Consider the following 13600-nt stretch of genomic DNA (forward strand, 5'->3'; position numbering starts at 1 on the left):
TTGAAAAGGGTTTGTCCTGTTGAACGGCCCTACGGCATGGCGCCACGCTATGACGCCCGACGCCGGAACTATAGGCTGGCAACACGCGGACAGTCCCGCACGGGGGAAGGAACAGGGTTGCCACACCAGGATCCGAACATGCAGCAGCCGCATCCTGCCGGCGAGGCTGGGAAGGGCCAGCCGCCAGGGAACCAGCCTCCATGGGGGCCGCAGCCCGGCCCGGAACAGCAGGCCTGGGGCGGCCAGCCTGTGTGGGGTGGCCCGCCGACTTGGGGCAATCCTCCGGGTGGCCCGCCAGCTTGGGGCACTCCGCCGCACAATCACTACGGCGGTCCGCCGCCGTACCAGCAGCCGCGTTATGTTGCCCCGCCCAAACCCGGCATCGTTCCCCTGCGACCGCTGATGTTCGGCGAGATCCTGGACGGTTCCTTCCAGGCGATCAGGCGCAATGCCAAGGCCATGCTGGGCGCCGCGCTGCTGGCGCAGACCCTCGCCGCAGTGCTGACGGCAGTCCTCACGGCATTTTCCGCCACGTCCGCGGCGTCGCTGGAGAGCTGGGCTGAAGGCCTGACGGAGCAGGACCTGGTGCCGATGGTGCTCACTTTCGCGTCCGGCATCCTACTCGTCTCGGTGCTGACCGTTTTTCTGTCGGCGGTGCTTCAGGGCGCCATGGTGGTTCCGGTGGCCAGATCCGTACTTAACCGCCCCACGGGCTTCAGGCAGATGTGGGCTCTGGCGCGGTCCCGCGCGTGGGCCCTGATCCGCCTCGCGGCCCTGCTGGTGGGCGGCGGGCTCCTCATAGCGCTGCTGTTTGTGGCGCTGGCAGTGCTGCTGGTCAGCACGGTGGGTGGAGTGGGCGCCCTGATCCTGATCCCGCTGGGGCTCGTGTGCTTTGTGCTGTACGTGTGGGTCTACATCAAGCTGATGGTGGCTCCGGCCGCCGTTGTGGTGGAGGAGCTCGGGGCGGTGGCCGGCATACGCCGATCCTGGGAACTCACACGAAACAGCTGGTGGCGCCTCCTGGGCATCACGCTGGTGGTGGGCATCATGGTGGGGATTATCGCCCAGATCGTCACCATTCCGGTCTCTCTTCTCTCCGGCTTTTACACCGGCGTGGTCTCACCGCACGGCGGTGCCGAGCAGGCCATGACGGCGGCCGTGGTGGCGGGCGTCGCCACCGCCATCGTTGGTGCGGTGGTGGGGGCGGTGGGATTCGCCTTCCAGACCTCCGTGATGGCGCTGCTCTACCTTGACCTCAGGATGCGCCGGGATGGACTGGATATCGCCCTGCTCCGGTTGCTGGAATCGGGCGCGGATCCCGACGGAGTTCCGGGCCGCGGAGTCCCGGTCTACAGGGCAGAACCCGGCCAAAATCCGTGGCCGCACTACGGGGCACCGCCAAACGGGGCGCCGCCCGGCGGGGCATGGCCGAATGGCCGCTGAACCACCGGTCCTGCCCGGCCGCGACGAGGCCCGCCGCTGGGCCGAAGAAGAACTTACCAAGCCGGAATACCGTGACGCGGCCCCCGGCTGGCTGGACAGCGTCTGGGCGGACATCCTGGACTGGCTGCGGTCCCTGGACGGCGGCTCCGGCCCGGACAGCACCGTGGCGGCGCCGTGGATCGGCGTGGCCATCGCCGTGCTGATCGGCGCCGCGGTCATCCTGGCCCGCCCGCGCCTCAACGCGAAAGCCAAGCGTGCCGGAGAAGTGTTCGACACCGACGCAACAGTCAGTGCCACGGCCTACCGCCAGCGCGCGGAAGCTGCAGCCGCAGCCGGCAACTGGAGTGCCGCCGTCGTGGACTGTTTCCGTGCGCTGGTGCGCACTGCCGAGGACAGAACGCTTTTCGACGCGCGGCCCGGCCGGACCGCCGACGAGGTGGCGCACGAACTGGCCACACCGTTTCCGTCAGAGGCCGGCCGCCTGACGGAAACTGCCCGTACTTTCGACGGGATCCGCTACGGAAAGGAGTCCGCAGGCCAGGCTGACTACGCCGCCGTGCGCGAACTGGACATTGCCCTGCAGTCCCTCATGCCGGCGAGCGCCGCCCTGCCCGCTGAACGTGACGAACCGGCGCTTCCGCGATGACGCAGGGTCCCACGATGCAGAACCCTTCGCCGGATCTTCTGACGCCCAAACTTCCGACGTCGGGTGCACCGGAGGCGCAGCCGGGTTCCGCCCCGGCACTCCGATCCGGTTCCGAGTCCGGCGCCGGTGCCGTGTCCGGTGCCCGTGCCTGGCTCCGGCGGCACCGCGGCGGGGCAGCGATCGGCGCGGCGGCCGCCGTCGGACTGGCGGTGGTTATTTCCACTCAACTCGCGCCCAAGGGCGATTCCCTGCCCTTATCCGTGCATAACGCCGGGCCGGGCGGCGCCAGGGCGGTCAGCGAGATACTGGGCCGCCACGGTGTCAAGGTCCAGGATGTTGAATCCTTTGACTCGGCCACGGCAGCACTCGCGGACCGGCCGGGTGCCACCCTCCTCCTGTACGACCGGAGCGGATTCCTGGACCAATCCCGGCTGGACGAGCTGGCCGCAAGTGCGGGACGCGTAGTGCTGGTGACGCCGCGGCTCAGCACGCTGAAGGCCCTCGATACCGGCATCAGCCAGGCCGGTGTGGTGCCTGAGTCAACGGCGCTCCTGGAACCGGGCTGCGATCTCACCGATCCCGCGGCGGCAGGTGCTGTCTCCGGAACCGGCGGATTCCTGTACGACGGCGGCACGGTGTGCTTCAGCCCGCCGGGAAGCACCGCCGGGCTGCTTGCCCGCACGGATGACGGCGGCCTGACCGTCCTGGGCAGCACCGCCCTCCTCAACAACGGCGGGCTGGCCGGCCACGGCCATGCCGCGTTGGCCCTGCGGACGCTGGGCAGCTCAAAGGACCTTGTCTGGTACCTGCCCGGACTGGGCGACGCGGCCGCTGCGGAGTCAACGCAGACACTGGATGACCTCGCCCCTGACTGGGTGGCATTCCTGGGGCCCTGGCTGGTCTTTGTGGCCGTGCTGGCCATGGTGTGGCGGGGTCGGCTCCTCGGCCCGCTCGTGTTTGAACCACTCCCCGTGGTGGTCAAGGCCGTGGAGACCGCCGAAGGCCGCGCGCGCCTTTATCAGGATTCCCACGCACTGGACCGGGCACGGGACAACCTTCGGGCCGGCACCCTGGTTCGTCTGGCGCAAGCCCTTCGAGTGGGATCCCAGGCCACCGCCGACGACGTCGTGCTGGCAGTAGCCCGGCACCTGGGCCGGCCGGCCGCCGATATCAGCGGCCTGATCCAGGAACGCCCCATGACCGCAACCAGGCTGGTGCAATGGTCACAGGAACTGGACAAACTAGAGAACGAGGTCAGGACCCGATGAACGAACCGTACGGCGCCCCGCAGATCATGGATTCTTCCCCGCAGACGCTGGATCCGGCCCGGCAGGCACTCCTCGACGTCCGCCACGAGGTTGCCAAGGCCGTGGTGGGCCAGGATGCCACCGTAACGGGACTCCTTATCGCGCTGCTTTCCCAAGGGCATGTTCTCCTCGAAGGCGTGCCCGGGGTGGCCAAGACACTCCTGGTCCGTGCCCTGTCCGCCGCGCTGAGCCTGGACACCAAACGCGTACAGTTCACCCCTGACCTGATGCCCGGCGACATCACCGGTTCCCTGGTCTATGACTCGCACACCTCGGAATTCAGTTTCCGCGAGGGGCCGGTCTTCACCAACATCCTGCTGGCCGACGAAATCAACCGGACGCCCCCGAAGACGCAGGCCTCCCTTTTGGAGGCCATGGAAGAGCGGCAGGTCTCGGTGGATGGGGTGTCCAGGCCGCTGCCGGCGAACTTCCTGGTGGCGGCAACCCAGAACCCCGTGGAATATGAGGGAACCTATCCCCTGCCCGAAGCCCAGCTGGACCGGTTCCTGCTCAAGCTCACCATGCCGCTGCCCAGCCGGACTGACGAAGTGGAAGTGATCCGGCGGCACGCGGCCGGCTTCAATCCCCGGGATCTTGCTGCCGCCGGTGTCCGGGCGGTGGCCGGCGCCGAGGACCTCGAACGGGCGCGGCGGGCTGTGGCCACCGTTGCCGTCGAACGGGAAATCATCGGCTACATCGTGGACCTCGTGCGCGCCACCCGGCAGGCGCCGTCGTTCCAGCTGGGCGTCTCGCCCCGCGGCGCGACTGCACTGCTTAATACCGCCCGCGCCTGGGCCTGGCTGTCGGGCCGCAGCTTCGTCACCCCTGACGACGTCAAGGCACTGGCGCTGCCGTGCCTGCGCCACCGGGTGGCCCTGCAGCCTGATGCCCAGATGGACGGGGTCCGCGTGGACGACGTCCTGGGCAGCATCCTGGCGTCCGTCCCCGTCCCCCGCTGATCCGCCTGCACATGGCACTCTCCGGACGGTTTGTCCTGCTGGCACTGCTGGGCCTGGTGCCGGTGTTGCTGTTCCCTGGCGTGGGAACGGTCCTGTGTGTGGTCGTGGCACTCGCTGCCCTCTTGGGCCTGGACCTCGGCCTGGCCGTTTCCCCGCGGGCCATCATCGTCACGCGCGCCGAACCCGGCAACGTAACGCTGCACGGCACGGCCGCTTCAGTCCTCACACTTCGCAACAGTGGCCGGCGGCGCCTGCGCGCCACTGTCCGGGACGCGTGGCAGCCATCTGCCGGGGCCGTGAATCCGGTCCAGGACCTGGACATCCCGGCCCTGGAAAACCGCCGGATGACCGTCCGGTTACAACCGGTCCGCCGTGGCGACGTGGGCGCCCGGCACGTCACTGTCCGCTCCCATGGACCCCTTCGGCTCGCGGCACGCCAGCGCACGTTTGACTGTGCCGGCCTCCTGCGGGTCCTGCCGCCGTTCCATTCCCGCAGGCACCTCCCCTCGAAGCTCAGGAAACTCCGCGAACTCGACGGCAAGGCCGCCGTGCAGATCCGGGGTGCCGGCACCGAATTCGACTCGCTGCGTGACTACGTCCGCGGGGACGACGTCCGGTCCATCGACTGGCGCGCAACCGCCCGCCGGTCCGCCGTCGTCGTCCGCACCTGGCGCCCGGAGCGCGACCGGCGCGTGGTGATCATGCTGGATACATCCCGCACGTCAGCCGCGAGGATCGAGGACGAACCAAGGCTGGATACCGGCATCGAAGCGGCGCTCCTGCTGGCGGTCCTGGCCGAGCGTGGCGGTGACCGGGTGGATTTCCTGGCCTACGACCGCCGTCCGCGGGCCAGGGCCGGTTCCGCCACCACCGGCAACCTCCTGGGGCAGCTGGTGCAGGCGATGGCGCCCCTGGAGGCTGAACTGATCGAGCTTGACTGGTCCAGCCTTCCGGGCCAGATCCGGGCGGTCTCCGCCCACCGGTCCCTGGTGGTGCTGCTGACGGCCTTGGACAGCGGGGCCCCGGAGGAAGGGCTCATTCCCGTGGCCGCGCAGCTCGCGCAGCAGCACGTTGTGGTGGTGGCGGCTGTCCGTGATCCCATGCTGGGGCAGATGCTGCGGGAGCGTGAGAACGCCGCCGGCGTGTTCCGGGCGGCAGCGGCCGAACGCGTGCTGCTGGAACGGGCGGCGGTCAGCGCCGAGCTCCGGCATCACGGGGTGGAAGTGGTGGATGCAGAGCCACACCAGCTGCCGCCGCAGCTTGCCGACATGTACATCCGGCTCAAGGCGGCCGGTAGATTGTGAGTCACAGCAGCGCCGCTGACGGTACCGTCCAGGAGGTCACCATGAACGTCCCTATTTACCGGCAGGCCCTGGGCGAGGATTTCCACCGGCTGCAGCCTGAGCTGCAGGAGTACTTTTCCCTGGCCCCCGGCTCGGGGCACTACGGCGTCGGGGAGGGCGTGTTCGACGTTGTGGGCTGCCGGCAGGCGTGGCTGCGGCCGCTGCTCAAGCTGACCTCCGGGGAGGACGCGTTTTTCCCGGATTACGGGGAAGGCATCCCCTTCCGGATTGAAAACCATGCCCACCAGGATCCGTTCGGCCGCTCCAGCCTGACTGCCCGGCGGGAAATCCGTTTCCCCGGGCACGTGCGGATATTCCAGGACACCACCAGCCTCGTGGATTCCGACGGCGGCCCGCGGCTGGTGGACTACCTGGGCCGTTTCCGGCGCATGGTGACCGACCTCAAGCTCAGTGTGACGAACGAGGGTAGGCTGCGCGGCGTTTCCGAAGCGTCGCGGCTGTTCCTGGGCCCCCTCCGCCTGCCGCTGCCGGCCACCGTGGATGCCAGGGCTTACGCCGAGCAGTGGTGGGACGGCGCCGCAGGCGAGCACGGACAGCACCGGATCCAGGTCAAGGTCATCCAGCCGCAGATCGGGCTGGTCCTGGTCTATGCGGGCGGTTTTGACTACCGCCTGCGTCCCTACATCGGCGGCAGTTCGGCGCAGAGTTTCCTGCCCCGCTACGCCCGGCCGGACCGTTGGGAGAACCGGACGTAGAAGTCTTGCCCTTAGGTCCGCTCAGCGGTGGCCCGCTCAGCCGTGCGCGCGCTGGTTCAGTCCGTCGGCCACCTGGGTGAGCCGGCCCAGCACCGCTGTGGCGGTGGCCGGCGTGTGGCCGGCAAGTCCCGCCGAGGGGGTGACCCGGATACTGCCCAGGGACGACGCCGGGAGCCCCAGCTCGTGCCACGGCCGCCATACGGACTCCACGACGTCGGCCACCCTGGGCAGTGTGCCGCGGCTGACGTCCAGGGCACCGGCCCAGATCCGCTTGCCTGCCTCCACTGCCGTGGCCAGCTGCTCCCACTGCCGTGTGGTCAGAGCCCTGAGCGGCACGGCCACGCCGTCGGCACCGGCGGCCATGATCCGGTCGATGGGGGCCTCAATTTCAGGCACGGAGATGACGATTTCGGCGGCGCCCGCCTCACGGAGCGCCTCGATCACCACCTGCCAGGACTCGGTGACCTCCTGGCCACCCACCGCCCGCAGCGTGCGGTAACCGCTCGACGTCGGAATAGTGCCGGCCAGTACGGCGGCGATATCAGGCTCATCGACCTGGACCACCAGCCGCGCGCCCGGAACCGCGCTGGAGATCCGGGACAGGTAGCCACCGACCCCGGCGGCCAGCGAGTCGGCAATGTCCCGGCGTGCGCCGTAATCAATCAGTGCCCGTTCGCCGTTGTGCAGGTGCAGCCCGGTGGCAAGACCCAGCGGTCCCAGCAGCTGGACCTTGAGTTCGGGGGCCGGGGTGTCCTCGGCGCCGGCGACGTCTGCCAGGACGTTGATGTCGGTGGACAGGGCCGACGCGGCCCGGCGGAAATCCTTGCCCGGACGGTCCACCAGGCGCCAGCCGTACGGCTGGACATCCACGGCCATTTCAACCAGGAGTGCGGCCGTCCGCCCCAGGGCGTCGGAGCCGACGCCGCGGTCCGGAAGCTCTGCCAGGAACGGCAGGTGCGGGCTGCCGAGCTCGCCGCGGATAATGCGGGCAGCCTCCACGGGGTCCTCCCCCGGCCAGGGCCCAAGCCCGGTGGCTGTTACTTCCACTCTGCAGCGGCCTGGTGGTCCTCGGCGATGGCTTCATGATGGCGGATGACCTCGCCGATGATGAAATTCAGGAACTTCTCCGCAAACGCGGGATCGAGGTGGGCATCCTCCGCCAGCCGCCGGAGACGGGCGATCTGGGCGGATTCCCGGCCTGGATCCCCCGCCGGGAGCCGGTGCGCGGCCTTGAGGAAGCCCACTTTCTGGGTGGCCTTGAACCGTTCGGCCAGGAGGTACACCAGGGTGGCATCGATGTTGTCGATGCTGGAGCGGATGGACAGCAGTTCCGCCATCACCGAGTTGTCCACCTGGCCTGCCAGCGAACTCGCGGCGGCATCGTAGGTGTCGGTGTCGGGAACATCGTGGTTTTGCTGCGTCATGGTCCAAGTCTATGGGGCGGCCGCGGAAATCCTTCCGGTGTTAAGCGGCGGACGGACACCCCGACTGGTGGGGCGGGATGTCCGTCTGGTGGCGCCGCGACTGTGGGGTCGCTGGTGGTGCCTACTGGGCCAGCAGCGCCCGGTGCGCCTCCCGGCGTCGTGCCTGTTCGTCCGGATCAGGGACCGGCAGCGAGGCAATCAGCCGTTTGGTGTAGTCGTGCTGCGGCGCGCCCATCACCTGGCTGCCGATGCCCTGCTCCACCAGCTTGCCCTTGTACAGGACGCCCACCCACTGGGACAGGATGTCCACCACCGCGAGGTCGTGGCTGATGAACAGTGCCGCGAACCCGAACTCGGCCTGGATTTCCTTGAAGAGTTCCAGGACCTTTGCCTGCACCGAAACGTCCAGGGCCGACGTCGGCTCGTCAGCGATCAGTAGCCGCGGGTTCAGGATCAGTGCCCGCGCCAGCGACGCCCGCTGGCGCTGCCCGCCGGACAGCTCATGCGGGTACCGCTGGGCGTACGACGCCGGCAGCTGCACTGATTCAAGCAGCTCAGCAACGCGTTTGCGCGCCTGCGCCGGGCTCGGGTTGGTGTGGATGATCATGGGCTCCGCTACGCAGTCGCCGATGGTCAACTGGGGGTTGAAGGACGCAGCCGGATCCTGGAACACAAAGCCAATATCCTTCCGGAGGGGCTTGAACGTCCGCTCCTTGAGGTTCAGCATCTCGTAGCCGAGTACCTTCAGGCTGCCGCCTGTGGTCCGGTTCAGGCCCGCGATGGCCCGGCCGATGGTGGTTTTCCCTGAGCCGGATTCGCCCACCAGTCCAAAGACTTCGCCCGGGGACACGGTGAAGCTGACCCCGTCCACGGCCTTGAAGGCCGGAGTTCCCAGCCTGCCGGGGTACTCGATGGTCAGGTTGGTTGCCTCCACCAGCACCGGCGAACCCTGGTGGGCGCGTTCCCGCAGGCCCTCCGACGCCGAGTTCCGGCCCAGGTGGGGCACGGCGGCCAGCAGCTTCTTGGTGTAGTCCTGCTTGGGCTCGGCAAACAGCACGCGCACCGGCGCCTCCTCCACCACATCACCCTGGTACATCACCACCACGCGGTCCGCGAGATCGGCCACCACGCCCATGTTGTGGGTGATCAGCACGATCGAGGTGCCGTACTTGTCCCGAAGGTCCCTGAGCAGCTCCAGGATTTCGGCCTGGACCGTGACATCCAGGGCAGTGGTGGGTTCATCGGCCACAATGAGTCCCGGATTCAGGGCCAGCGCGGCGGCGATCACCACGCGCTGCTTCTGGCCGCCGGAGAACTGATGTGGGTAGTAGTTGACCCGATGCTCCGGATCGGGGATCCCCACTTTGCGCAGCGCCTCAATGGCACGGGCCTTGGCATCCCTGGCCGAAACCCGCTTCCCGCCGGCACCGCCGGCGTGGGCACGGATGCCCTCGGCAATCTGCCAGCCCACGGTGAACACGGGGTTCAGGGCCGTGGAGGGCTCCTGGAACACCATGGCCACATCGCGGCCGCGGATCTGCCTCAGCTTCGCAGCGCTGACGCTGATCACGTTGTTCCCGTTAATAAGGACAGCGCCCCCACTGGTGGCGGTCTCCGGCAGCAGCCCGAGGATGGTTTTCGCGGTCACGGTCTTCCCGGAACCGGATTCGCCCACGATGGCCAGGACCTCGCCGGAGCGGACGTCCAGGCTCACATCCTTCACGGCGTAGACGTCTCCGCCGTCGGTGGCAAAGGTGACTTTGAGGTGGTCGATCTCCAGTACGGGCTGGTCTGCCGGCCTGGACTGGTCAGCTACGGAATCAATATTGATGGTCACAGTCCTCTCACATCCGCTGCGATGGCGGCGTTGGCGGCCGCGGTTGATGGTCCCGGGGCGCCCTTGGCGCCGGCAGCCTTGCGTCCGCGCAAGCGCGGATCGTTCAGGTCGTTGATGCTTTCACCCACGAGGGTCAGGCCAACCACCGTCAGCACGATGGCGAGGCCGGGGAACACGCCGGTCCACCAAATGCCTGAGGAGGCGTCGGACATCGCCTTGTTCAGGTCAAAGCCCCATTCAGCGGCGGAGCTTGGCTCGATACCGAAACCGAGGAAGCCCAGGCCTGCCAGGGTGAGGATGGCTTCGGAGGCGTTGAGCGTAAAGATCAGCGGCAGGGTCCGGGTTGCGTTGGCAAAGATGTGCCTCCTGATAATCCTGGTGCTGGAGGCACCGACTACCTGGGCGGATTCCACAAACGGTTCAGCCTTGAGCCGGATGGTTTCAGCACGGATCACCCGGAAGTACTGCGGTACAAACACTGCAGTGATGGCAAACCCGCAGGCGAGGATTCCGCCCCAGAAGCCAGACTGTCCCTTGTTGATGGCAATCGACATCACGATGGCCACGAGGAGTGTCGGGAAGGCGTAAATCGCGTCAGCAATGACCACCAGCACTCGGTCCAGCCAGCCGCCGAAGTAGCCGCTCACCAGTCCGAGGAACACTCCCAGGAAGATGGACATCAGCACGGCAGCAACAATCACCGCCATGGCTGTCTGCGATCCCCAGATCATCCGGGACAGCACATCGTAGCCGCCCACGGTTGTTCCCATCAGATGCTTGCCGCCGGGTTCGGCCTGCGCCGGGAAGGAACCGGCGTCATCGGAAATCTGGGAATACCCGTAGGGCGCCAGCACCGGCGCAAATATTGCGGCCACCACAAAAACAGCGCAAAGGACGACGCCGATGAGCAGCATGGTCCGTTGCAGGCCAACGCTTTGGCGGATGTGGGACGAGACCGGAAGCCGGTCCAGCAAGGACTTCTTTCTCGGTTCCAAAACTGTGGTGCCCATCAGTACCTCACTCGCGGATCAATCAGGGCAGCGGCAATATCCACTGCGAAGTTGGTGATCGCCACAATGACGGCCAGCAGCATCACGATGCCCTGGACAGCCACAAAGTCACGAGCCGTAAGGTACTGCGCCAACTGATAGCCCAGGCCCTTCCACTCGAAGGTGGTTTCGGTCAGCACCGCACCGCCGAGCAGCAGGGCAATCTGCAAACCCATCACCGTGATGATGGGGATCAGCGCAGGTTTGTAGGCATGCTTGGTCACCAGGCGGTATTCACTGACACCTCGGGACCGGCCTGCCTCAACATAGTCCCTGCCCAGCGTGCCGATCACGTTGGTGCGGACCAGACGGAGGAAGACGCCCGCGGTCAATAGGCCCAGCGCGACAGCCGGCAGGACTGCGTGGTGGACGATGTCGCCAAAGGCTGCCAGATTGCCGCTGCGGAGGGCGTCCAGCCAGTAGATACCGGATGACGCTGCCAGCCGGCCCATCGCCAGTTCCGTTGTGGTGGATGCACGGCCAGCCACGGGGAACCAACCCAGTCCTACAGAAAATGTCAGCTTCAGCAGCAGGCCGGCAAAGAAGACAGGGGTGGCATAGCAAAGGATGGCGAACATGCGCAGGACAGCGTCCGGAACCTTGTCGCGTTTGTGGGCTGCAAACATTCCCAGTGGAATGCCTACCAGCAGCGCCACCACGAGGGCGTTGATGCTCAGTTCCAGCGTGGCCGCACCAAACTTGACGAGCATCTCAACAACGGGGCGGCCATCCGAGATGGTCCGGCCGAAGTTTCCAGTGGCGATGTGGCCAAGGTACTCGATGTACTGGATGAAGAGGTTCCGGTCGTAGCCGGCCTGGTGCACCAGGGCGTCGATTTGTTCTTGCGGAAGGCGGCCGCCCTGGGCTGCCGTAATGGGATCGCCGGTGATCCGCATCAGAAAGAAAACGAGGGTGACGAGGATGAAGATCGTCGGGAAGATCAGCAGGAAGCGAATCAGGATATACCTCCCGAGGCCACCTCCCGCGGATTTGGATATGGGGGCTGCCACCGTTGGCGGCGGCGCATCTATCAAAGTGGCCATACTGAACCTGCTTGGTCTGGAAAGCGAAAAGTGTGGAGCCAACACGTAGGAGGTGGGGCCGGCCGGCCCCACCTCCTACGCAGGTGTAACAGGTGTTACTTGGAAATGGTGCCGAGCCGGAACTTGAACGACGCATCCAGCGTCGAATCCACGCCCTTCACTTTGGTCCCCGAAACGGCCACCTGGGCGCCCTGCAGCAACGGCAGGGTGGAGATGTCCTTGGCCAGAAGGTTCTGGACCTCCTGGATCGTCTTCTCGCGCTCTGCCGTGTCAGCCGTGACCAGCTGCTTGGCGATCAACGATTCGACCTCAGGGTTGGAGTAGTGGTTGTTCATGAAGCCACCGCCCACAAAGAAGGGTGTCAGGTAATTGTCCGCGTCGCTGAAGTCCGGGAACCAGCCCAGCTGGAAGACGGGGTAGCTGTCTTTCTTCGACGCCGAGTTATACGTGACCCACTCGGTGGACTGAAGGTCCACAGTGAACAGCCCGCTCTTCTCCAACTGGTCCTTGACCATGGCGTATTCGTCACCGGATGACTTGCCGTAGTGGTCCGGATTGTACTGCAGTTTGATGGTTACGGGACCGGTGATGCCGGCGTCGGACATGACCTTCTTGGCCTTGTCCAGGCTGGGTTTGCCGGAGCCATCCCCGTAGGCCTGCTTGAACGATTCGTTAGCGCCGACGAAACCGGACGGGACGTTGGACCACATGGGCAAGTACGTGCCCTTGTAGACCTGATCCGAGATGGCCTGGCGGTCAATGATGTCCGCAACCGCCTGACGGACGGCAAGCGCCTTCTTCGGGTCAGCTTCCGGAGCCTTGGCGCCGAAGGGCATGGTGTCGAAGTTGAAGACGATGTACCGCATCTCGCCGCCGGGACCGACGTGGACCTTGACGTTGGAGTCCTTCTTGAGGTCATCGATGTCCGTGGCGCTCAGGCTGCGGTTGGCAACATCGATCTGGCCGCCCTTGACCTCCAACTTCATGTTGGTCTGGTCGGTGTAGTACTTGATGGTGGCCCCGGCGTTGGCGGGCTTGCCAAGCACGCCCTTGTAGTCCGGCCATGCCTTCAGGCTGACCAGCGTGTTCTTGTTGTAGGAGTCGATGATGTACTGGCCGTGGAAGGCGTTGGCCTTGACGATTTCCTCGTCGCTGAGGAGTTTATCTGCCGGGAAGACTTCATCGTCAACGATCGGAGCGGCCGGGCTGGTCAGAATCTGCGGAAACGTCTGGTCGTTCGCCTTCTTCAGTGTGAAAACCACAGTGCTGGCATCAGGGGTGGCAATGGACTCGATGTTGGTCAACAAGGAAGCCGGCCCGTTGGGATCGTTGATGGCAGTCTGGCGATCAAAGGAGAACTTGACGTCTTTGGAATCAAGCACATGTCCGTTGGCCCATTTGAGGTCACTCTTGAGCTTGACCGTGAATTCGGTGGGCTTGGTGTACGACGACGATTCGGCCAGGTCCGGCACGGGGTCGGCACCACCAGGTTTGGAGTTCAACAAGTAGGAGTAAATCTGGTTCATCACCATAAACGAACCGTTGTCGTACGAGCCCGCCGGGTCCAGTGCTGTGACCTTGTCTGTGGTCCCGTATGCAATGACGCTGCTTGCATTCTCCGATGCTGTGCTGCCACCGCCGCCACCCGAGGGGCCCGTGCAGGCCGTCAATGCGAAGGCGGAAACGCCTGCGAGCGCGATTGCGCTGCGCAAGGCTTTAGTGCTCTTGGTCATCTGTGAACTTTCTGTTCGATGAGTTCGCGCTCGCCGCCCGCAAATGGGTGTCTTGGCTTGAGCGGGCAGCGCGCTGTCCTGATGCCTAGATTCAATCAGA

General features: G+C 66.1%; 12 protein-coding genes. 6 read left to right on the forward strand and 6 right to left on the reverse strand.

Features of this window, described 5'->3' with window-relative positions; genetic code table 11:
- Positions 1-138 precede the first annotated feature (138 nt).
- Genes ASG77_RS08335 through ASG77_RS08360 form a run of 6 tightly spaced genes read left to right on the forward strand, consistent with a single transcriptional unit; the run spans position 139 to position 6414 of the window.
- Positions 139-1443, forward strand: a complete 1305-nt coding sequence (locus tag ASG77_RS08335) for a hypothetical protein (RefSeq protein ID WP_235564410.1) — start codon at positions 139-141, stop codon at positions 1441-1443.
- Complete coding sequence (locus ASG77_RS08340; protein ID WP_056343775.1) at positions 1433-2089, forward strand: DUF4129 domain-containing protein; 657 nt, start codon at positions 1433-1435, stop codon at positions 2087-2089. The genes ASG77_RS08335 and ASG77_RS08340 overlap by 11 nt, the downstream gene beginning before the upstream one ends.
- A gap of 14 nt (positions 2090-2103) precedes the next feature.
- Positions 2104-3357 carry a DUF4350 domain-containing protein gene (locus ASG77_RS08345; protein ID WP_082575960.1) on the forward strand — a complete coding sequence of 418 codons (1254 nt, stop codon included), beginning with the start codon at positions 2104-2106 and terminating at the stop codon, positions 3355-3357.
- Positions 3354-4355, forward strand: coding sequence for an AAA family ATPase (locus ASG77_RS08350; protein ID WP_056343778.1), 1002 nt, complete (start codon positions 3354-3356; stop codon positions 4353-4355). The genes ASG77_RS08345 and ASG77_RS08350 overlap by 4 nt, the downstream gene beginning before the upstream one ends.
- 11 nt (positions 4356-4366) lie before the next feature.
- Positions 4367-5659 carry a DUF58 domain-containing protein gene (locus tag ASG77_RS08355; RefSeq protein ID WP_056343781.1) on the forward strand — a complete coding sequence of 431 codons (1293 nt, stop codon included), beginning with the start codon at positions 4367-4369 and terminating at the stop codon, positions 5657-5659.
- Positions 5660-5700: 41 nt separating this feature from the next.
- Entirely contained in the window at positions 5701-6414 is a 714-nt protein-coding gene (locus ASG77_RS08360; protein ID WP_056345111.1) for a DUF4166 domain-containing protein, read from the forward strand.
- 36 nt (positions 6415-6450) lie between these two features.
- On the opposite strand, the gene ASG77_RS08365 is transcribed toward ASG77_RS08360, so the two are convergent.
- From ASG77_RS08365 to ASG77_RS08390, 6 genes are all read right to left on the reverse strand, one after another.
- Complete coding sequence (locus ASG77_RS08365) at positions 6451-7461, reverse strand: hypothetical protein (protein WP_056343784.1); 1011 nt, start codon at positions 7459-7461, stop codon at positions 6451-6453.
- Positions 7452-7838: a chorismate mutase gene (locus ASG77_RS08370; RefSeq protein WP_056343785.1), complete on the reverse strand. Its 387-nt coding sequence runs from the start codon at positions 7836-7838 to the stop codon at positions 7452-7454. The genes ASG77_RS08365 and ASG77_RS08370 overlap by 10 nt, the downstream gene beginning before the upstream one ends.
- Positions 7839-7959: 121 nt before the next feature.
- Positions 7960-9675, reverse strand: a complete 1716-nt coding sequence (locus ASG77_RS08375) for an ABC transporter ATP-binding protein (RefSeq protein ID WP_056343789.1) — start codon at positions 9673-9675, stop codon at positions 7960-7962.
- Positions 9672-10685: an ABC transporter permease gene (locus ASG77_RS08380; protein WP_056343792.1), complete on the reverse strand. Its 1014-nt coding sequence runs from the start codon at positions 10683-10685 to the stop codon at positions 9672-9674. Before ASG77_RS08380 ends, ASG77_RS08375 begins: the two co-directional genes overlap by 4 nt.
- A complete protein-coding gene (locus ASG77_RS08385; RefSeq protein ID WP_056343794.1) occupies positions 10685-11767 on the reverse strand; it encodes an ABC transporter permease in 1083 nt (360 codons plus the stop codon). The genes ASG77_RS08380 and ASG77_RS08385 overlap by 1 nt, the downstream gene beginning before the upstream one ends.
- 95 nt (positions 11768-11862) lie before the next feature.
- Positions 11863-13500 carry an ABC transporter substrate-binding protein gene (locus ASG77_RS08390; protein ID WP_056343796.1) on the reverse strand — a complete coding sequence of 546 codons (1638 nt, stop codon included), beginning with the start codon at positions 13498-13500 and terminating at the stop codon, positions 11863-11865.
- Positions 13501-13600: the final 100 nt, after the last annotated feature.

This window comes from Arthrobacter sp. Soil762, assembly GCF_001428335.1.
In the GTDB taxonomy this organism is placed as follows: domain Bacteria; phylum Actinomycetota; class Actinomycetes; order Actinomycetales; family Micrococcaceae; genus Arthrobacter.

Bases quoted from the DNA above. Each gene is read 5' to 3' on its own strand.
- ASG77_RS08335 (WP_235564410.1), top strand. From the start codon at position 139: ATGCAGCAGCCGCATCCTGCCGGCGAGGCTGGGAAGGGCCAGCCGCCA.
- ASG77_RS08340 (WP_056343775.1), top strand. From the start codon at position 1,433: ATGGCCGCTGAACCACCGGTCCTGCCCGGCCGCGACGAGGCCCGCCGC.
- ASG77_RS08345 (WP_082575960.1), top strand. From the start codon at position 2,104: ATGCAGAACCCTTCGCCGGATCTTCTGACGCCCAAACTTCCGACGTCG.
- ASG77_RS08350 (WP_056343778.1), top strand. From the start codon at position 3,354: ATGAACGAACCGTACGGCGCCCCGCAGATCATGGATTCTTCCCCGCAG.
- ASG77_RS08355 (WP_056343781.1), top strand. From the start codon at position 4,367: ATGGCACTCTCCGGACGGTTTGTCCTGCTGGCACTGCTGGGCCTGGTG.
- ASG77_RS08360 (WP_056345111.1), top strand. From the start codon at position 5,701: ATGAACGTCCCTATTTACCGGCAGGCCCTGGGCGAGGATTTCCACCGG.
- ASG77_RS08370 (WP_056343785.1), bottom strand. From the start codon at position 7,838: ATGACGCAGCAAAACCACGATGTTCCCGACACCGACACCTACGATGCC.
- ASG77_RS08380 (WP_056343792.1), bottom strand. From the start codon at position 10,685: ATGGGCACCACAGTTTTGGAACCGAGAAAGAAGTCCTTGCTGGACCGG.
- ASG77_RS08385 (WP_056343794.1), bottom strand. From the start codon at position 11,767: ATGGCCACTTTGATAGATGCGCCGCCGCCAACGGTGGCAGCCCCCATA.
- ASG77_RS08390 (WP_056343796.1), bottom strand. From the start codon at position 13,500: ATGACCAAGAGCACTAAAGCCTTGCGCAGCGCAATCGCGCTCGCAGGC.